Origin of the sequence: Glycomyces sp. TRM65418, assembly GCF_019710475.1 — a bacterium.
Taxonomy (GTDB): domain Bacteria; phylum Actinomycetota; class Actinomycetes; order Mycobacteriales; family Micromonosporaceae; genus Glycomyces.
In genome coordinates, this window is record NZ_JAJFAX010000001.1 from 903,760 (window position 1) to 922,356 (window position 18,597).

Genomic DNA, 18,597 nt, shown 5'->3' on the forward strand with positions numbered 1-18,597 from the left:
CGATGGCGCGGGAGTCAGGCCGTCGCCTGGGGGCCGACGCTGCCGCGGATCTCGCTGGCCGCGTCCCCGGCCGCGCGCAGGCGGTCGGCGGCGTCGGTCAGCAGGTCGAGCGTCTCGTCGCCGCCGTGCGCCGACAGCGCCTGCTGGAGCCCGATCGAGCCGGCCAGGCACTCCCCCGCGGCGCTCACCATGTCCTCATAGGCCGCGACGCCGTGCTCCAGGCGTTCGACCATGCGCGACAGGTTCGCCTCCATGCCGGCGCGCTTGGCCTCAGGCGCGATGGCGATGGCCTGCTCGACGTCCCTGACGCCCAAGGCGAGCCGGTACAGCTCGTGCCCGGCCTTGGCGGCCCCGGCGAGGATCGCCACGGCCTCCGCGTTGCCTTCGAGGCGCTGCGCCATCTGCTCGGCCGCGATCGAGGCTCGCTCCAGCCGCTCGTAGGGGCGCAGGGCCCGGCTGCGGCGGAACTGGGCCTTGATGCGGCCGCGCCGGATGGCCTCGGCGGTCTCACCGAACAGACCGCGGGCCTCTTTGGACAGCCGCGCCGGGCCGAGGATCTCCAAGGAGTCGCGCTCGACGGCCGGCAGGGCCCGCGCGAGCCGCCGGTAGTCGAGCCAGCGGACCACGGCCATCGCGGTCGAGAACCCGGCCACGGTGACCCACACGCCGTCGGGGGCGCCCAGGCCCATGTAGGGCACGAAGAAGGCGCTGCCGGCGACAGCGCCTCCCGCGGTGGTGGTCCAGGACTTCGCGGAGGACAGGCGTGAACGCAGGCGCTTGAACGCGCGCTTGCGGTCCTTCGCGTCCACCGGGGGTCCTTCCGTCAGTTCTTGGTCTTGTCGGCCTCGGCCTCGGCCGTGCCCTCGTCGTTGCCGAGGGACGCGCGGATGTCGGCGAGGCGGGCGTTGGTGGCCGACTCCTTCGACTCGATCGCGGGGCCCGCGGCCTTGCCGCCGGAGAGCTGCTCGCCTTCGAGCGACGCGCGGATCTGCTCCAGGCGGGAGGCCCCGGCCATGTCGCGGGTGGCGCGATTCACCTCGAGGAGGCGGCCTTCGACGGAGTTCGAGGCGAGTTCGGCGCGGCCCATCGCGTTCGAGTAGCGGCCCTCGATCTTGTCGCGGATCTCGTCGAAGTTGGGCACGTTGCCGGGGGCGGCGGTCTGCGACATCGACTCCAGCGAGGAGGCGATGGTCTCCTGCATCTTGGCCTGCTCCAGCTGGCCGAGGAGCTTCGTGCGCTCCTGGAGCTTCTGCTGCAGGATCATCTGGTTGTTCTCGACGGCCTTCTTGGCCTGGTCGGCGGCGGTCAGCGCCTGGTCGTGCATCACCTTCATGTCCTCGAGGGACTGCTCGGTGGACACCAACTGGCCCGCGAGGATCTCCGCGGTGGACTCGAACTGCTGCGCCTTCGCCTCGTCGCCCTCGGCGCGGGCCTTGTCGGCGAGCACGAGGGCCTGGCGGGCCTGCGCCTGCAGGCGCTCGACCTCGGACATCGAGCGGTTGAGCTTCATCTCCAACTGGCGCTGGTTCCCGATCACGGACGCCGCTTGGCCCACCAGCGCCTGGTGCTGCTTCTGGGCTTCTTCAATCGCCTGCTGGATCTGGATCTTGGGGTCGGCGTGCTCATCGATCTTCGCACCGAAGAGCGCCATCATGTATTTCCAGCCCTTGACGAACGGATTGGCCATTATCGGGGTCCTTCCGGTGGAGCTTGGCGAAGCTCGCGAGCCATAAATGAGCAATGCAACGCCGACATGCCTCTAGTGTCGGACATCGGCGCCACCTATGTGGGACAGGGGGACGCCTCAATCGCCAAAACTACATCATCGGCCTTGGAGTTCAGGAGTACCGTCACGCCGCCGCACGGACCACCGAATCGGTCACTTCGCCACGACGGTGCCGAGAACGGACCTGGGCGATGGCCGCGGCCTTCTTCGCCGCGCCCGGGGAACCGTAGATCTGGCCGCTGGGCATCGCATGCCGGCGGCGCCGCGAAGGCTCCTCGGCGGATGATTCCTTCTCGCGCGGCATCGGCAGCACGGCGACCTGGCGGCTCTGCGGCTGCGGCGCTCCGCGCCCGGAGGAGGCGGCTTCGCCGAGCTCATGGGAGGCGACCTCGCGGGAGACCTCGGCGAGGACCTCGGACAGGCGCACCTGGAGGGCCCCGCACACCGAGGCGAGCAGTTCGCTCGACGGCTCCTTGTGGCCGCGCTCGATCTCGGAGAGGTACCCGAGACTCACGTTGGCCTGCTTCGACACGTCCCGCAGCGTCCGCTTCTGCGCGCGGCGGCGGCGCCGCAGGGTCTCTCCCAGCAGTTCCCGCAACAACACCATAGGATTCTCCTCCGCGCCGCGATCGCTCGTGCGAGCTCGCTCGAGCCTAAGTGGGTCCTGCAAGCCTAGCTCGTCCGGTTCGGCTCACTCTTCCTAGATTTGAATGCTTTCCAGAGGTAATCCATTCCCGTCAGCACGGTGAGGACCACCGCACCGCCCATCAGCCACGGCCCCACCGCGTCCAGCGGCGAAGGCCACGGCCACAGATACCAGGCCACGGCCGTGATCTGCAGGATGGTCTTGAGCTTCCCGCCGCGGTCCGCGGCGATCACGGTCTTGCGGGCCACGGACATGCGCCACGCGGTGATCCCGAGTTCCCTCGCGAGGATGACGGCGGTGACCCACCACGGCAGCGTGTCGTAGTAACTCAGCAGGATCAGCGCGGTGCCGATCATGACCTTGTCCGCAATCGGGTCGGCGAGCTTCCCGAAGTCGGTGACCAGGCCGCGCGAGCGCGCGAGCCAGCCGTCCACGAAGTCCGTCGTCGCGATGAAGACGAACAGGGCGCACGCGGCCATGCGCCAGCCGGAGTGCTCCATGCCCGAGAGGATCACGAAGACCGCGAAGACCGGGACCAGGAAGATCCGGGCCACCGTCACCACGTTCGCGATGTTCCACGGCGACGCCGGTCGCTCCTCGGTGGTCACCAGGACTCCTCCACGATCTCGGCGACCAGGTCCACGCCGTGCGAGTCGACGACCTTGGCGGTCACGAAGTCGCCGACCGCGAGGCCCTCGACCTCGCCGACCAGCGCGACGGTGCCGTCGACCTCGGGGGCCTGGTGCGCGCCGCGGCCGTCCACGCCGTCGTCCTCGACGGACTCGACCAGGACGGTCATGACCTCGCCCACCCGCTCGGCCGCCCGCTGGCTCACCAGCTCGTCCACGAGCATCGACACGCGCGTGTGCCGCTCGGAGACGACGTCCTCGTCCACGTGCCCGTCGAGGTGCACCGCCTCGGTGCCGTCCTCGTCGGAGTAGGCGAACACGCCCGTCGAGTCCAGCCGGGCCTCCTCCAGGAAGCCCATGAGCTCCTCGACGTCCTCCTCGGTCTCGCCGGGGAAGCCGACGATGACGTTGGTGCGGGCCCCGGCCAGCGGCGCGCGCTCGCGGATCTGGGCCAGCAGCGCCAGGAAGTTCTCGGTCGACCCGAAGCGGCGCATCCGCCGCAGCACCTTCGCCGAAGAGTGCTGGAACGAGAGGTCGAAGTACGGCACCACCTTGTCGGTGCGCAGCATCGCCTCGATGAGGCTGGGCCGCAGCTCGGCCGGCTGCAGGTACGACAGGCGGATCCACTCGACGCCGTCGATCGCCGCCATGCCCTCCAGCAGGTGCTCCAGCGCCTGGGAGTCGGCGAGGTCCTTGCCGTAGGAGGTGGTGTTCTCCGAGACGAGGTTGAGCTCCTTCACGCCCTCGGAGGCGAGCCACGCGGCCTCGGCCAGGATCTCCTCGGGAGTCCGGGACACGAACGAGCCGCGGAAGGACGGGATCGCGCAGAACGTGCAGCGACGGTCGCATCCGGAGGCGAGCTTCAAGTTCGCGACGGGGCCGTCCGACAGGCGCTTGCGCACCACCGCGAGGTGCTGCGGGGCGCCCTCGGCCACGCCCGCGGCGTCGGCCTGCTCGATGCGCGTGTGCCCCGGCACGACGGCCGCGGCGCTCTGGCGCGCGGCCGGGGCCAGCGGCAGGAGCTTGCGGCGGTCCGACGGCTGGTGGGACTCCACGGCGCGGCCGGCGAGGATGTCGTCGAGCCGCGCGGCCATGTCCGGGTAGTGGTCGAACCCGAGCACCGCGTCGGCCTCGGGGAGGCTCTCGGCGAGCTCTTTGCCGTACCGCTCGGCCATGCAGCCGGTCGCGACCACCTTCGCACCGGTCGCGGAGGCGTCCAGGAGCACGTCTATCGACTCGGCCTTGGCCTGCTCGATGAAACCGCAGGTGTTGACCATCACGACGTCGGCGTTCTCGCCGTCGTCGCTGACGCGCCAGCCGCCGGCGGCCAAGCGGGCCGCCAGCTCCTCGGAATCGGTCTCGTTGCGGGCGCAACCGAGCGTCAGGAGCGCGACGCTCTTGGAGCGGTCGACGTCGTGGGATTCCTGAGAACGGGTCGAATGAGCTGCAGACACCAGGAAAGCGTACCCACCGGTGCATCGCGAACGCCCGCGCGGCGGGCAGGGCCACACCGATACCCGGCGGTACAGTGACGGACCTAACGGGCCGGGGCCCCCGGAGGGTCGATTCGGACCGTTCCCGACCCCTTTGCGCAGGGGCAACAGCGGATCACCGCCCGTTGCGCCGATACCTTAGGCTTGCCGCATGTCCCCCAAAGGCATCGCCCAAGCCGCTCCGCCCACCCCACGTATCGCGACCCGACGAACCGCCTTCGCGGTGCTCGCCATCGCCGCCGCGCTGCCCCTGTCCGCCTGCGGCGAGGTGCCCACGGGCACGCTCCACACCCGCGCCGGATACACCGTCGCCAGCGAGGAGGTCCCCGTCTCGGTCTGCCCGGCCGAAGACGAGTCCCGGTTCGCCGGCGACGAGGGCCTGCTCATCGGCCCGCACTTCGCGCTCCGCGTCGAGTGCGTGGCCTCGTTCGACGCGATCCCGGAGGGCTTCCAGCTCGAGTACCTGCTCGGCGAGGACACGAGCCTGTACTCCCCCGAGCCCGGCCACGAGTTCACGCTCGTCCAGTTCGCGCCCGACCCCGGCGTCGAGGTCCCGTACCCGAACGACGACCTTTCCGGCCTGTCCGCGACCCTCTCGATCGGGGACCGGACCTGGGACTTCGAAGGCGAGGCGCCCGTGCCGGGCGCGGTGTACTTCACCGTCGCCGAGAAGGACGCGGCCGTGACGCTCGAAGTGGTCGACAACGAGCGGACCCAGACGATGGACCTGCGCGCCCGCACCAAGGAGGGCCTGATCCAGGCGCTCTACCACGGCTCCACGTTCGAGGTGAACACCGATCCGGCGACCGGCTCCGTCGACGGCTACACCACCTCCGGCAGCTACGAGTACTGGTTCGACGACTGGAAGTACTCGACGCAGTTCACCGTCACCCGCGAGGTGTTCGAGCCGGGCACGGGCTGGGTCGCCGAGCCCGACCGGGCCGTCCTCGGCGTCGAGTTCGGGTGGCTGCATTCGGGCAGCGGCCTGGAGTGGGCCATCGACCCGCAGGAGGCCCTCAAGGTCACCGGTCCCGAAGGCGACTTGACGGCGCTCACCGCCGAGCACGTGGACGAGGAGTGGAACGGCGGCGTCTGGCGCACGTTCACCCTCAAGTACGACGTTCCCGCCGACGCGCTGGCGTTCACGTTGAACTTCCACCCCGAAGGGCCGGTCAAGTGGCCCGAGGAGGACATCTCGCTGCCGATCACCGGCGACAAGAACCACGAGATCGCCGTCAGTTTCGAATAGGCCGAGCGGGCCGGTCCGGATGGACCGGCCCGTCTCGTCTCAGCCCTGGAGCGAGGCGATGACCTCGTCGAGCTCTTCGGGTTTGACGAGCACGTCGCGGGCCTTGGTCCCTTCGGAGGGGCCGACGACGCCGCGGGTCTCCATGAGGTCCATGAGCCGCCCGGCCTTCGCGAAGCCGACGCGGAGCTTGCGCTGCAGCATCGAGGTCGAGCCGAACTGGGTGGTGACGACCTGCTCGATCGCCTGGATGAGCAGTTCGAGGTCGTCGCCGATGTCGGGGTCGATGTCGCGCTTGGAGCCCGGCGGCGCGGTGACCTCGTCGATGAACTGCGGCTCCATCTGCGACTTCACGTGGGCGACGACCGCCTCGATCTCATCGTCGCCGACCCAGGCGCCCTGGATGCGTTCGGGTTTGGACGCGCCCATGGGCAGGAAGAGCCCGTCGCCGCGGCCGACGAGCTTCTCGGCGCCCGGCTGGTCGAGGATGACCCGCGAGTCGGCGAGCGACGAGGTCGAGAACGCCAGCCGGGACGGCACGTTGGCCTTGATCAGGCCGGTCACGACGTCCACCGACGGCCGCTGCGTCGCGAGCACCAAGTGGATGCCCGCCGCGCGCGCCAGCTGCGTGATGCGGACGACCGACTCCTCGACGTCCCGGGCCGCGACCATCATGAGGTCGGCCAGCTCGTCCACGATGACGAGCAGGTACGGGTGCGGCCGCAGCTCGCGGCCGGACGCGGGATCGGTCTTGAGTTCGCCCGAACGGACTTTGCGGTTGAAATCGTCCACATGCCGCACTCCCGCTTTGGCGAGGTCCTCATAGCGCATGTCCATCTCCTTGACGACCCACTGGAGCGCGTCGGAGGCCTTCTTCGGGTTCGTGACGATGGGATGGACGAGGTGCGGCACGCCTTCGTACGTGGTGAGCTCGACCCGCTTGGGGTCGATGAGCAGCAACCGGACCTGCTCGGGAGTCGCCCGGACCAGCAGCGACACCAAGAGTGTGTTGATACAGCTCGATTTACCCGAACCCGTGGCGCCGGCGATGAGCAGATGCGGCGTCTTCGTCAGGTTCGTGAGGATGTAGCCGCCCTCGATGTCCTTGCCGAGGGCGACGATCATCGGGTGGTCGTCCGACCGGGCCAGCGGCGACCGCAGGACGTCGCCGAGGGACACGTCGTCGCGGTCGACGTTCGGGATCTCGACGCCGATCGCGCTCTTGCCCGGGATCGGGTTGATGATCCGGATGTCGGAGCTCTTGACGGCGTAGGCGATGTTCTTCGACAGCTGGATGATCCGCTCGACCTTCACGGCCGGGCCGAGCTCCACCTCGTAGCGGGTCACCGTGGGACCGCGGGTGAAACCGGTGACGGCTGCGTCCACGTTGAACTGCTGGAACACCTCTTGCAGCGCGGCGATGACCTCTTCGTTGGCTTTGGACCGCTTCTTGGCGGCCGGGCCGGTCGGGAGGAGATCCATCGACGGGAGGCGATAGTCGCCGTCCACCGCCGCACCGCCGTCGGAGAGCGTCGGCTGCTCGACGCGCTGGGGCGGCGGCGAGTGCTTCGGCGGCTCGCGCACGGGCTCCGGCTCCGGTTCGGGCTCCGCCTCGGGCTTCACGGTCTCGCCGTTGAGCTCGGGGACCTCTTCGGGCGAGAGGCGCGGCAGGACCGTGGTCGGGCGGTGGATGCGGCGGGACTCCTCATCCTTGAGGCGCTTGGCTTCGCGGCTCTCGGCGCGCGTCATGCGCGGCTCGGCGCCGCCCTCGTCCTCGTCCTCGTAGGCCTCGACCTTGCCGGTGGCCAGGCCCCACAGGAGCGCGAGCTTCATCGGCACCTGGTTGAGCGGCGTCGCCGTCGCGACCAGGACGCCGAAGAGGAGCAGCAGCACCAGGAGCGGGAACGCCACGTACGCCGAGACGCCCATGGCCAGGCCGCCGCCGACGAGCCAGCCGATCTGGCCGCCCGCGACCATGCGCTCGTCCATGTCGGACGGCAGGCCCGACATGAGGTGCAGCAGACCGAGGCTGGCGAGCCAGATGCCGCCCCAGCCGACCAGCGACCGGCCGTGCGCCTCCTCCGGCGGCTCCTGCCGCATCACGCGCAGGCCCCACAGGACGAGGAGGACCGGGAGGGCGCGGGTGGCGAGGCCGAGGAGCCAGTCGAGGATGAACGCGAGCCGCTCGCCGACGGGGCCGGCCACGTCGAACCAGACCGCGCAGGCGAGGACGATCGCGAGGGCGATGAGGAGGAGCCCCAGGCCGTCGCGGCGATGCGCGGGATCGAGCTCGCGGGCGGTGGCGGCCTCCTTGCCGACCGAGCGGGCCATCCAGCCGGTGGTGCGGGCGGTGCCGACCCACAGGCCCCGTATGCCCATGCCGAGGGCTTCGAGCGGTCCGGGGACCGCGTCGAGGCGGCCGCGCTTGGCGGGCGCGGCCTTCTTGGCGGTCCGCTTGGCCGCCTTCTTCGCGGTCTTCTTGGCGGGAGGCTTGCTCGCGGCGGCGGCGGGCTTGCGGCGCGCCGCGGGCGCGCCGCTCTTGCGAGCCGTGCCGCCCTTGCGGCCGTTGCCGCCGGATCTGCCGCTCGTCCTGGCCATCATGCCCCATACGTTACCGCCCTCATGCCGAGCCGAGTCGGCCCGAAGGCGACCGCGGATGCGACTAATGTGACGGCATGTCGAAAACGATTCTGGTGACCGGCGCAGGCCGCGGGCTCGGGCGAACCCTGGCCGCGGAGCTGACCGCACGCGGCGACAGGGTGATCGCCCACGCTCGAAGCGAGTCCGCTCTGGAGGGTGTGCCGCACGAGGCGAAGCTGATCCTCGACCTGGCCGAACCCGCCGCGATCGCGGACGCGGTGCGGGGCATCGGCCGCCTCGACGCGATCATCCACAATGCCGGGATCGCGCACATCGCGCCCGTGGCGGAGCAGCGCCTGGAGTGGTGGGAGCGGACGCTCACGGTGAACGTGACGGCCCCGGCCGAGCTGACGCGGGCGCTCCTGCCCGCGCTGCGGGCCGCGCGCGGCCACGTCGTGTTCGTGAACTCCGGGGCCGGGCTCACCGCCGGACCGAAGTGGAGCTCCTATGCGGCCAGCAAGCACGCCCTGAAGGCCCTGGCGAACGCCCTGCGCGGCGAGGAGCAGGGCAACGGGGTGCGGGTGACCAGCGTGTACCCCTCGCATTTCGACACCGACATGCAGCGCAGCGTGCGCGAGCAGTACGGCTCGGACTACGACCGGACCCGCGCGACGAGCCCCGAATCGATCGCGAAGACCATCGCGGACCTCCTCCACGCCCCGGAGGACATGGTGGTCAACGAACTGCGGATCGAACCGCCGAACCCGCTGCCGATCCAGGCGAGAAGCCAGTGAATCCGCATCGCTCGTGAGGGAGCCGGTCTCGGCGGAGCCCGCGAGCAGGTCCCGAGCACCGCGCGGGGTGCGGCACTGCGTCGCGCCCCGCGACCGCGAAGCGCGCTCACTGTGGCATGGACCTCTTAGGATTCGGAGGCGGAATCCCCTGTCCCCGAAACCGACGCAGAGTTAGGTGTGATCCCTCCCTTGAGCGACAACGCCGCGCAGCAGCCGCAGTACTCGCCTCATCCCCAGCCCGGCCCTCCCGTGCAACCCGGTCCGGCCGCCCAGCCCGCCCACAGCCGGCTCCTCCCGAGCGGCCCCGACCGCCCCACGCCCATCGGGCTCGGCCTCGCCGGGGCCGGCCTGCTCCTCCTCGCGATCGGCTCCCTGATCCCGCAGGTCTCCCTCAGCGGCGACGACGCCGAAGAGGCGGGCGTGCTGTTCGTCGTGTTCGCCGGGGTCCCCCTTCCCGGGCTCGCGCCCGCGCTGATCCTCCTGGTCCTCGTCGGTTGGGCCGCCGCCGGCGTCAAGCCCGGCCTCCAATGGGCCGCCAAGCTCGGCGGCATCGGCCTGGCCGCGCTCACCGCGGCCGCCGCGCTTCACCCGGTCATCGAAATCAGCAGCGCCTTGGACGCCGAGGCGTTGGAGGACGCCGACATCGAAGCGAGCGCGGGCGGCGGGATCTGGCTCTACATCCTCGCCGCGGCCCTGCTCGCCGCCAGCATCTTCCTGATGCGCTGGGCGCCGCCGCAGCAGCCCGCGGCCCCGCAGTACGCCCAGCAGCCGTACCAGCAGCCGCCGCCGCAGCAGGGCCAGCCCGTCCAGCCGACCGCGCAGCAGCCCGCGCAGCAGCCGGACAACGGCTGGCCCGGCCACTCGCAGCCGTAACGCCCGCAACGGCACCGGGGCCGCGTCCGATCGGGCGCGGCCCCGTTCGTCCATCGGCCCAGGCCGATGCGCAGCGGACACTACCTGCGGTACCGGGCCAGTAGCATGGCGCTGGTGTACGCCGACGCTCCGCAGGAGCCTTCCGTCCCATCGGTTCCGCCCGGGCAGCCGCAGATGGCGCCGCCGCCCGAACCCGGTCCGCCGCCCCAGACGGGTTCGCCGCAGATGAGCCACCCGCAGATGGCCCCGCCCCAGTACGCCGCTCCCCGGCCGATGCCGCCGCCCCCGCCCTCCGACAGGCCCTCGCCCGTCGGCCTGGCCGTGGCCGGAGTGGGCCTGGCACTGCTGTGCGTCTCGATGCTGCTCCCCCGCATCAAGATCGACGACGTCGAGGGTGACTTCGGCTTCTACTCCCTCTCCGGGATCAACGGCACCAACGGGTTCGGCATCGACGCGTCCAGCGTCGTCCTGTCGATCGCACTGCTCGCGGCGGTCGGCGTGAGCGCCCACCGCAACCCCGCGCTGCGCTGGCCGGCCCGCCTCAGCGCCATCGGCACCGCTGCGCTGCTGGCGGCCTTCGCCTACCACCCGGTCACGGTGCTGCGCCAGCTCATGGCGACCTTGGAGGGGGACAACGACGAGTTCGACGACGGCTCCTCGTCCGTCTCGCAGATCGACGTCAGCGCCGACAGCGGCGTCTACCTCGCCTTGGTCGGTGCGCTGCTCCTGGCGGTGAGCACGTTTCTCATGCAGACGAACCCGCGCAGGAACCAGTCCTTCCTGTCGGCCCAGGACATGCAGCCGCCGCCGGGCGGCAACCCGACGGTCACCGTCCACCCCGGCTGACGACCGCAGCGCGGTGGGGCCGCGCCCGATCGGGCGCGGCCCCACCGCGTTCCACGTGACTGATCGGCCTTCGCGGCCGAGTCGCACGCCTGCCTGCAGACTCCGAGGCGGCGCTTCCCGCGTCCTCTCAGACTTCGAGGCGGCGCTTCCCGCGTCCTCTCAGACTTCGAGGACGTGCGGCACGATCATCGGGCGGCGGCGGTAGGTGTCGTTGACCCACTTGCCGACCGTGCGCCGCAGGATCTGCTGGAGCTGGTGCGCCTCGGTGATGCCGTCCTGGGCCGCGCGCTCCATCGCGTCGTCGATGAGCGGCAGGACCCCGTCGAAGGCCTTCGGGTCCTCCGAGAAGCCGCGCGCGGAGACCGTGGGGCCGCCGACGACCTTGCCGTTCTCGGAGTCGATGACGACCGTCGCGGCGATGAAGCCGCCGTCGCCGAGCATCCGGCGCTCGCTGAGCACCGGCTCGCCGACGTCGCCCACGGAGAGCCCGTCGACGTAGACCAGGTTGTTCGGGACGTGCCCGACCAGCCGCGCCCGGCCGTCGATCAGGTCCACCACGTCGCCGTTCTCGATGACGATGACCTGGTCTTCCGGAACGCCGGACTCGACGGCGAGCCGCGCGTGCGCCTGGAGGTGCCGCGCCTCGCCGTGGACGGGGATCATGTTGGACGGCTTGACGACGTTGAGCACGTACAGCAGCTCGCCCGCGGGGGCGTGGCCGGAGACGTGGACCTTCGCGACGTCCTTGTGGATGACGGTGGCCCCGGTCCGCGCCAGGCGGTTGATGACGCCGTACACGGCGGTCTCGTTGCCGGGCACCAGCGACGACGCGAGGATGACGGTGTCCTCGGCCTCGACGGTGATGTGCCGGTGGTCGCCGGAGGCCATGCGGCCCAAGGCGCTCATCGGCTCGCCCTGCGAACCGGTGGACATGTACACGATCTCGCCGGCGGGCAGGCGCACCGCCTCGTCCATGCTCACCAGGAGCCCGTCGGGCACCTGCATGAGCCCGAGGTCCCGGGCGATCGCCATGTTGCGGACCATCGAGCGGCCCACGAAGGCGACCTTCCGCCCGTGCGCGTGCGCGGCGTCCATGACCTGCTGCACGCGGTGCACGTGGCTCGCGAACGAGGCGACGATGATGCGGCCCTTGACGTCCTGGAAGAGCTTGTCCAGGACCGGTCCGATCTCGCGCTCGGAGGTCACGAAGCCGGGGATCTCGGCGTTCGTGGAGTCCGAGAGCAGCAGGTCGACGCCCTGGTCGCCGAGCCGGGCGAACCCGGCGAGGTCGGTGATGCGGCCGTCGAGCGGCAGCTGGTCCATCTTGAAGTCGCCGGTGTGGAGCACCAGGCCGGCCTCGGTGCGGACCGCGACGGCCAGCGCGTCGGGGATCGAGTGGTTGACGGCGAGGAACTCGCAGCCGAACGGGCCGAGCTGCAGGGTCTCGTTCTCGGCGACGACGATCCCGGCGGGCTTGATGCGGCGTTCGCGCAGCTTGGCCTCGACGAGGGCGACGGAGAAGCGGGATCCGACGACGGGGATGTCGTGCTTGTGCTCCAGGAGGAACGGGATCGCGCCGATGTGGTCCTCGTGGCCGTGGGTGACGACGATGGCCTCGATGTCGTCGAGGCGGTCGAGGATCGGCGTGAAGTCCGGCAGGATGAGGTCGACGCCGGGCTGGTCGACGTCGGGGAAGAGCACGCCGCAGTCGACGATGAGCAGTCGCCCGTCGTACTCGAACAGGGTCATGTTGCGACCGATGGCGCCGAGCCCGCCGAGCGGGACGACGCGGAGCGCGCCCTCGGGAAGTGCTCCCGGGGCGCCGAGGTTCTTGGGTCGAGTCAGGGCCATCAGGCCTCCTTCAGATCGGCGAGGGCGGTGGCGATGTCGGCGGTGAGCGCTTGGTCCCCGGGCAGGATCGGCAGGCGCGGGTCGCCGGCGGGCAGGCCCAGGCCCTTGAGGCCGGCCTTGACGGCGGCGAGGCCGGGGCCGCGTGTCATGAGGTTGGTGACGGCGGGGAGGATCCGGTCGTTGATCGCCGACGCCTGGGCGGTGTCGCCGGCGTCGTACGCGTCGAACATGGCGTTGATCTGCTTGCCGAGGAGGTGCGCGACGACGGAGACGACGCCGACCTGGCCGGTGGCGTAGGCGGCGAGGTTGAGCTCGTCGACGCCGCAGTAGAAGGCCAGGCCGGTGGCGACGCGGACGCGGTGGGCCTTGGCGAGGTCGCAGGTGGCGTCCTTGACGGCGATGATGCGCGGGTGCTGGGCGAGGCGGTCGAAGGTGGCCTCGGCGATGCCGACGACCGAGCGCGGCGGGATGTCGTAGAGCATCACGGGCAGCTCGGCGGCGTCGGCGATGGTCGTGAAGTGGGCGGCGATGCCGTCTTGGGTGGGCTTGTTGTAGTACGGGGTCACGAGGAGCAGCCCGTGCGCGCCGGCCTTCTCGGCCGCTTGGGCGAGGCGGACGGAGTGGCGGGTGTCGTAGGTGGAGGCCCCGGCGATGACGTGGGCGCGGTCACCGACGGCTTCGATGACGGTCTCGATGACCTGGGCCTTCTCGGCGTCGGTGGTGGTGGGCGATTCGCCGGTGGTGCCGTTGACGACGAGGCCGTCGAGGCCCTGCTCGTCGACGAGGTGTCGGGCGAGGGCCGCGGTGCCGGGGACGTCGAGCTCCCCGGAGGGCGTGAACGGCGTGATCATGGCCGCGAGTGTCCGCCCGAAGGGGCGCGTTGCGTTGCGCATGTGCTTTCACCAATGCTGGTTCCGGCGGCCGGGGCGCCTGCGCCCGGCCGCTCGCTGTGTGTAACTGTCTCAAGTCTCCCGCCACGGCGACGCGTGCGAGCCGTGAATCGGCGGAGTCGCGCGCGGCCCGTCGGGCCGTGTCGCTCGGGCGGTTCGGTGCCTGCGGCTCTATCCCTCGGTGACGTAGGGGCTGGAGGCGACCTCGGTGCCGTCGTCGAGCTTCGTGATCTGGAAGTCGGCGAAGACGTTCGCGGCCTTCTCTTTGAGCTGCTTGAGGCACTCGACTGCCAGTGCCCGGATCTCGACGTCGGCGTGCTCGGAGGCGCGCATGGCGATGAAGTGGCGCCAGGCGCGGTAGTTGCCGGTCACGACGATGCGGGTCTCGGTGGCGTTGGGGAGTACCGATCGCGCCGCTTGGCGCGCCTGCTTTCGGCGCAGCGTGGGGTTCGCGACGTCGGCGAACTTCTTCTCGAGTCCTTCGAGGAGGTCGTCGTAGGCGCTCTGGGCGGCTTCGGCGGCGGCGAGGAAGCGCGCGTGCAGTTCGGGGTCGCCGGCGATCACTTCGGGCTCCACCATGTGCGCGTCGCGCTCGGGGACGTAGCGCTGCGACAGCTGGGAGTAGGAGAAGTGCCGGTGGCGGATCAGCTCGTGGGTGAGCGAGCGGGAGATGCCGCTGAGGTAGAAGCTGACCGAGCCGTGTTCGAGCACGGAGAGGTGTCCGACTTGGAGGATGTGGTCGAGGTACCCGGCATTGGTGGCGGTCTTGGGGTTGGGCTTGGTCCAGGACTGGTAGCAGGCGCGTCCGGCGAATTCGGCGAGGGCCTGACCGCCGTCGGCGTCGGTGTCCCAGGGGACGTCGGCCGGCGCCTCGAAGTGCGTCCAGGCGATGAGTCGGACGTCCATCGGTACGATTTCGGGCATCCCCGCTCCCCCTCGTTCGTGTTCGGTGCCTGCTAGTGCTGGTGCTCGACTCCCTGAGGGTACTCGGCAGCGGACTGTGGCCCTGCACGCGCCCGGCCGCGGGCGGCGGCGCGGCGGGCGGTATGCGGCGGTGGCGGTTCGGCTCGCACAGTCTGGATTCAGAACGCCGCTTGACAGACGTCAGAAATGATGTCATCATGGTGTCATGGACTTGACGCCGTATATCGAATCGCTCCGCCGGAGCCTCACCGCCGCCGCAGCGCCCGGTGGCGAGGACGCCGCGCGGACCGCTGAACTGCTGTCGGAGGCGCTGGACGCGGGGGCTCGCCTGGCGTTGATGGAGGCCCTCTCCGAAGCCGCCGCCGAGATCACCGCCGGCCTCGACCAGGCCGGCTCCCCGGCGTCGGTCGACCTGCGCGTGCGCGGCCGGGAAGTGGACCTGCGGGTCAGCGGCGGCGAGACCGCCGAGGTCGCGCCGCCTCCGGCCCCGCCCGTGGACGACGACGTCGCCCGCATCACGCTGCGCCTGCCCGAGTCGCTGAAGGAGGACGTCGAGAAGGCGGCCTCCGCGGACGGCGCCTCGGTCAACGCCTGGCTGGTGCGCGCGATCAACAACGCCGTCCACGCCTCGCGGACCTCGGGTCCCACCGGCGGCGCGAAGTACAGCCAGCGCATCACCGGCTACGCCAGGGCTTAGAGGAGCACCGAGATGAACGAGTACACCGAATTCACCCATGACGGGCCGATCACGGCGGCGATCACGCTGGCCGACGGCTCGGTCACCGTCACCGCCCACGAGTCGGACACGGTGCTGGTGGAGATCAAGCCCGCGCAGCGCCGCTCCGAGGGCGACGCCGACGCCGCCGACCTCGCGCGCGTCGAGTTCGAGAACGGGCACCTGCGCGTGGTGGCCCCGGAGAAGCCGCAGAACTGGTTCTTCCGCAAGGAGATCGGGGTGCACCTCGCGGTGAAGGTCCCGGTCGGCTCCGAAGTCTCGGTGAAGACCACCGCGGCGCCGATCAGCCTGCACGGCAAGCTGGGCGCCGTCTCGATCAACACGGTCGCCGGATCGGCCACGGTGGAGAGCGCCACCTCGGTGCGCGCCAACACCGTCTCGGGTTCGATCAACGTCATCGACGCGACCGACGACTTCCGCGCCAACACCGCCTCGGGCCAGGTCCGGGTCGACCACGTCGGCGGGGAGTTCTCCGCCAAGACGGTGGCCGGCTCGATCGCGGCCGAACGGCTCGACGGCTCGGCGAATGTGAACACCCTCTCGGGCGGGATCGAGCTGAGCGCGGTCAAGTCCGGCAGCGTCAAGGCCAACACCGTGTCGGGGCGCATCAGCCTCGGCGTGGTGCCCGGCACCGACGTGTGGGTGGACCTGGACGCGAAGGCCGGAACGGTGACCTCGGAACTGGCCACGGGCGACACGTCGCCCGCGCCGGCCGGAGGCGGCACCAGCCTGGAGGTGCGGGCCCGCTCAGTCTCGGGCGACATCTACCTGCACCGCGCCAGCGCTTACGCGTAAGACTGCAATCCCAACACCCGTGAAGAGCCCGGCCGCCGCGGTGGCCGGGCCTTCTCGCGCGGGGGTCACACGAAGAAGAACGTGAACGGCTCCCACGGGAGGTTGCGCGCGATGAAGAAGACCCCCCACGCGATGAGGAACGCGGTGAGCGTGCCGGGGGCGAGGTGGAACGTCGGGAGCCGCCAGGTCCGGCGCGCGAACAGGCGCGGGAGGGCCCAGGCGAGGTACATCCAGACGATGAACGGGGCGGCGAAGACGGCGACGGCGTGGTGCCGGGCGGCCTCGGGCAGGTTGAGGGTGACGAGGTAGTAGAAGGCGCGGGTGCCGCCGCAGCCGGGGCAGTCGAAGCCGGTGGCGATCTTGAACAGGCAGGTGCTGGGGCCGGTGTTGTCGGTCGGGTCCGTGGCGACGACCCCGGCGGCCGCGGCCGAGAAGCAGCCGAGGACGGCGAGCGGCGCGAACCACGGATGCGCGAACACCGCGGCGAGCCATCGCTGCACCGGGTTGCCGCGCTCGGGCTCCGGCGGGGTCTCGCCGGACCGGTCGGGCTGCGAAGCCAGGGCGGCTTCATCGACTGCGCACACATCGCCTCCTCGGCTCCCAGCCTAGCGGGAGCGGACGACCGGACGGACCCGGAGGATCCGGCGCCCGAACGGGGCCCGTCCGCGGCGCCCGTCACCGGGAGGGTCCGGCCGTCCGCTCGGCACGGACTCGGGCATGGCGAGGAGGGAACGACGCTCCCCCTGCGCGCGGAGTCCGGTCGTGAACCGAGGACGTCGGCCGCGCCGGCGACGAGGACCGGAACGGTCAGCCGCCGCGGGGCCCCCGGCGCCGAGGAGGCGCCGACATTCGGTTCCGGGGCTCGGTCGAAAGCGCTGATTCGCGCCTTTTCCGGGCCTAGGCTCGGGGCATGCCAGGACTCGCTCATCCGATCGCCCGCCGCGCGCTCGCCGTCTGCGCGGCGCTCGGACTGCTCGTCACCGCCTCCGGTTGCCTCCGCCTCGACCTCGGCCTCCAGATCCGCTCCGACGACACCGTCGGCGGCACCTTCACCGCCGCCTGGAGCGAGGAGTTCCTGGAGCGCGCCGACGAGGAGGGCCTCGACCGGGCGCAGCTGGACGCGTTCCTCGACGCGCTCCTGGACGGCGTGCCCGGCACCGAGCGGACCGCCTACGACGAGCACGGCTACGTCGGCCGGACCGCCACCTTCACCGACCGCCCGCTCGCCGAGTTCGCCGAACTCGGCGGCGACGAATGGGGCTACCTGCGACTCGACCACACCGGCCGCCATTACGAGCTGGAGGGCCACTGGGATCTGCGCACGGCCGGGTTCCTCGACCCCGAGACCTTCGACGACGCCGAGATCCTCCTCAGCGTGAACTTCCCCGCCCGCGTCACCGAGCACAACGGCGCCCTCGACGGCCGCACCGTCACCTGGACCATGACGCCCGGCGAGGAGTACGAGCTCTCGGCCGTCGCCGTGGAGAACGACGGCAGGGCCTTCCTGATCGCCGGGGTCGCGTTCGCCGTGCTCGCCTGCGCGCTGCTGTGGCTCTGGCAGTGGACGCGCCTGCGCCGGTACTCGGTCGGCGACCGGCCCGACTGAGACGTTAGCTCCGGCACAAACGGTAGGCAGCGCCTATACGCGTCGTATCTTTGTGAGTCGGTCGGCATAACGAATCCATAACACCAGTGAGGAGGGCCGGTGACTCAGTACCAGTCGGACAGCAAGGGCTCCAAAGACAAAGACCCGAGCTTGGAACTGAGTATCGGCCAGATCCTGGCGGCTTCGGGGGCCACGGTCCTCGGCGCGGTCCTCGCCAAGGTCCTCAACCTCTGGGGCACGATCCCCGGCACGGCGTTCCTCAGCGTCTTCTCCGCGATCGGGTCCGTGCTCATCCTGCGGGCCATTCGACGCACCGGCGACCGCGTCAAGGCCCAGATCCAGGCGCTGGCCCCGCGGGACCAGACCAAGGGCACCGCCGTCACCGTGCGGCTCCACCCCGACAGCGTCACGGCCACCGCGAAGATCCCCGAGGCGGACCAGCTCAAGGCGGTCAAGGACGCCACGGTCGAGATGCCGGTCATCGACCCCTCGCCCGCAGGGCACGTCACCGACACCAAGTCGGGCAAGCGCACCCTGCTCGCGATCGTCGCCACGAGCGTCCTGGTCTTCGGACTCACCATCGGCGTCCTGTACGTCCTCGGCGCGATCTCCGGCGACCCCGGCCGGCTCATCACCACCGAGCCCGACGAGACGGCGACCGTCATCATCACCGAGACGCCCGCCGACGGCACCGGCGAGCCCGAGGTCGAGACCTCCGCCGACGCCGTCTCGCCGAGCGAATCCCCCTCACCGACCGAGGCGCCCAGCGAGAGCCCCTCCCCCAGCGAGTCCCCTTCGCCCCCGGCCACCCAGGAGCCGAGCGAAGCGCCCACCACCGACACCGGCCAGGGCGGCTCGGAGGAGACCCCGAGCCCGGACCCGGAGGCGCAGGACGACCTCACCGAAGCGCCCACCGCGAGCTGAACGCGAACGACGACGCCCGCCGACCTGCACGGTCGGCG

General features: G+C 71.0%; 17 protein-coding genes and 1 pseudogene. 8 read left to right on the forward strand and 10 right to left on the reverse strand.

The window, feature by feature from the left end:
* Nucleotides 1-14: 14 nt before the first annotated feature.
* From K3N28_RS04155 to rimO, 5 genes and pseudogenes are all read right to left on the reverse strand, one after another.
* Entirely contained in the window at nt 15-809 is a 795-nt protein-coding gene (locus tag K3N28_RS04155) for a hypothetical protein (protein WP_228091209.1), read from the reverse strand.
* A 14-nt stretch (nt 810-823) separates the two neighbouring features.
* Entirely contained in the window at nt 824-1,687 is an 864-nt protein-coding gene (locus tag K3N28_RS04160) for a PspA/IM30 family protein (RefSeq protein WP_304608677.1), read from the reverse strand.
* Between the two features lie 408 nt (nt 1,688-2,095).
* A pseudogene (locus K3N28_RS23470) lies at nt 2,096-2,333 on the reverse strand (helix-turn-helix domain-containing protein); the annotation flags it as partial.
* Between the two features lie 65 nt (nt 2,334-2,398).
* On the reverse strand, nt 2,399-2,980 hold the full coding sequence (gene pgsA, locus K3N28_RS04170; RefSeq protein WP_228091210.1) for a CDP-diacylglycerol--glycerol-3-phosphate 3-phosphatidyltransferase: 582 nt from the start codon (nt 2,978-2,980) through the stop codon (nt 2,399-2,401).
* Nucleotides 2,977-4,458, reverse strand: a complete 1,482-nt coding sequence (rimO, locus tag K3N28_RS04175; protein ID WP_374209697.1) for a 30S ribosomal protein S12 methylthiotransferase RimO — start codon at nt 4,456-4,458, stop codon at nt 2,977-2,979. The genes pgsA and rimO overlap by 4 nt, the downstream gene beginning before the upstream one ends.
* Before the next feature lie 187 nt (nt 4,459-4,645).
* Here rimO and K3N28_RS04180 point away from each other — a divergent pair, with 187 nt between their 5' ends.
* On the forward strand, nt 4,646-5,743 hold the full coding sequence (locus tag K3N28_RS04180; RefSeq protein ID WP_228091212.1) for a hypothetical protein: 1,098 nt from the start codon (nt 4,646-4,648) through the stop codon (nt 5,741-5,743).
* Between the two features lie 39 nt (nt 5,744-5,782).
* On the opposite strand, the gene K3N28_RS04185 is transcribed toward K3N28_RS04180, so the two are convergent.
* Nucleotides 5,783-8,341 carry a DNA translocase FtsK gene (locus K3N28_RS04185; RefSeq protein ID WP_228091213.1) on the reverse strand — a complete coding sequence of 853 codons (2,559 nt, stop codon included), beginning with the start codon at nt 8,339-8,341 and terminating at the stop codon, nt 5,783-5,785.
* A 74-nt stretch (nt 8,342-8,415) separates the two neighbouring features.
* On the opposite strand from K3N28_RS04185, the gene K3N28_RS04190 reads away from it, so the two are divergent.
* The 3 genes from K3N28_RS04190 (at nt 8,416) to K3N28_RS04200 (ending at nt 10,833) form a co-directional block, all read left to right on the forward strand.
* Nucleotides 8,416-9,114 (forward strand): SDR family oxidoreductase, encoded by a 699-nt coding sequence (locus K3N28_RS04190; protein ID WP_228091214.1) that lies wholly within the window; start codon nt 8,416-8,418, stop codon nt 9,112-9,114.
* Nucleotides 9,115-9,303: 189 nt separating this feature from the next.
* On the forward strand, nt 9,304-9,987 hold the full coding sequence (locus tag K3N28_RS04195) for a hypothetical protein (RefSeq protein WP_228091215.1): 684 nt from the start codon (nt 9,304-9,306) through the stop codon (nt 9,985-9,987).
* A 66-nt stretch (nt 9,988-10,053) separates the two neighbouring features.
* Nucleotides 10,054-10,833, forward strand: a complete 780-nt coding sequence (locus tag K3N28_RS04200; protein WP_228091216.1) for a hypothetical protein — start codon at nt 10,054-10,056, stop codon at nt 10,831-10,833.
* A gap of 159 nt (nt 10,834-10,992) precedes the next feature.
* Here K3N28_RS04200 and K3N28_RS04205 read toward each other — a convergent pair whose 3' ends face one another.
* The 3 genes from K3N28_RS04205 to thyX all read right to left on the reverse strand — a co-directional run bounded on the left by K3N28_RS04205 (nt 10,993) and on the right by thyX (nt 14,498).
* Nucleotides 10,993-12,684, reverse strand: a complete 1,692-nt coding sequence (locus tag K3N28_RS04205; protein WP_228091217.1) for a ribonuclease J — start codon at nt 12,682-12,684, stop codon at nt 10,993-10,995.
* A complete protein-coding gene (gene dapA / locus K3N28_RS04210) occupies nt 12,684-13,577 on the reverse strand; it encodes a 4-hydroxy-tetrahydrodipicolinate synthase (RefSeq protein ID WP_228091218.1) in 894 nt (297 codons plus the stop codon). The genes K3N28_RS04205 and dapA overlap by 1 nt, the downstream gene beginning before the upstream one ends.
* A 168-nt stretch (nt 13,578-13,745) precedes the next feature.
* A complete protein-coding gene (gene thyX / locus K3N28_RS04215) occupies nt 13,746-14,498 on the reverse strand; it encodes an FAD-dependent thymidylate synthase (protein ID WP_228091219.1) in 753 nt (250 codons plus the stop codon).
* A 205-nt stretch (nt 14,499-14,703) separates the two neighbouring features.
* On the opposite strand from thyX, the gene K3N28_RS04220 reads away from it, so the two are divergent.
* Nucleotides 14,704-15,195, forward strand: a complete 492-nt coding sequence (locus K3N28_RS04220; RefSeq protein ID WP_228091220.1) for a hypothetical protein — start codon at nt 14,704-14,706, stop codon at nt 15,193-15,195.
* 12 nt (nt 15,196-15,207) lie between these two features.
* On the forward strand, nt 15,208-16,029 hold the full coding sequence (locus tag K3N28_RS04225) for a DUF4097 family beta strand repeat-containing protein (protein ID WP_228091221.1): 822 nt from the start codon (nt 15,208-15,210) through the stop codon (nt 16,027-16,029).
* 65 nt (nt 16,030-16,094) lie between these two features.
* Here K3N28_RS04225 and K3N28_RS04230 read toward each other — a convergent pair whose 3' ends face one another.
* Nucleotides 16,095-16,613, reverse strand: a complete 519-nt coding sequence (locus K3N28_RS04230; RefSeq protein ID WP_228091222.1) for a DUF2752 domain-containing protein — start codon at nt 16,611-16,613, stop codon at nt 16,095-16,097.
* A gap of 326 nt (nt 16,614-16,939) precedes the next feature.
* Between K3N28_RS04230 and K3N28_RS04235 the strand changes: the two genes are divergently transcribed.
* Nucleotides 16,940-17,635, forward strand: coding sequence for a hypothetical protein (locus K3N28_RS04235; RefSeq protein WP_228091223.1), 696 nt, complete (start codon nt 16,940-16,942; stop codon nt 17,633-17,635).
* Between the two features lie 99 nt (nt 17,636-17,734).
* Nucleotides 17,735-18,559: a hypothetical protein gene (locus K3N28_RS04240; protein WP_228091224.1), complete on the forward strand. Its 825-nt coding sequence runs from the start codon at nt 17,735-17,737 to the stop codon at nt 18,557-18,559.
* The last annotated feature ends 38 nt before the right edge of the window (nt 18,560-18,597 follow it).

Coding starts and splice junctions, on each gene's coding strand:
- K3N28_RS04160 (WP_304608677.1), bottom strand. CDS start 1,687: ATGGCCAATCCGTTCGTCAAGGGCTGGAAATACATGATGGCGCTCTTC.
- K3N28_RS04220 (WP_228091220.1), top strand. CDS start 14,704: ATGGACTTGACGCCGTATATCGAATCGCTCCGCCGGAGCCTCACCGCC.
- K3N28_RS04235 (WP_228091223.1), top strand. CDS start 16,940: ATGCCAGGACTCGCTCATCCGATCGCCCGCCGCGCGCTCGCCGTCTGC.
- K3N28_RS04205 (WP_228091217.1), bottom strand. CDS start 12,684: ATGGCCCTGACTCGACCCAAGAACCTCGGCGCCCCGGGAGCACTTCCC.
- thyX (WP_228091219.1), bottom strand. CDS start 14,498: ATGCCCGAAATCGTACCGATGGACGTCCGACTCATCGCCTGGACGCAC.
- dapA (WP_228091218.1), bottom strand. CDS start 13,577: ATGCGCAACGCAACGCGCCCCTTCGGGCGGACACTCGCGGCCATGATC.
- K3N28_RS04200 (WP_228091216.1), top strand. CDS start 10,054: ATGCGCAGCGGACACTACCTGCGGTACCGGGCCAGTAGCATGGCGCTG.
- K3N28_RS04180 (WP_228091212.1), top strand. CDS start 4,646: ATGTCCCCCAAAGGCATCGCCCAAGCCGCTCCGCCCACCCCACGTATC.
- K3N28_RS04185 (WP_228091213.1), bottom strand. CDS start 8,341: ATGATGGCCAGGACGAGCGGCAGATCCGGCGGCAACGGCCGCAAGGGC.
- K3N28_RS04190 (WP_228091214.1), top strand. CDS start 8,416: ATGTCGAAAACGATTCTGGTGACCGGCGCAGGCCGCGGGCTCGGGCGA.
- K3N28_RS04225 (WP_228091221.1), top strand. CDS start 15,208: ATGAACGAGTACACCGAATTCACCCATGACGGGCCGATCACGGCGGCG.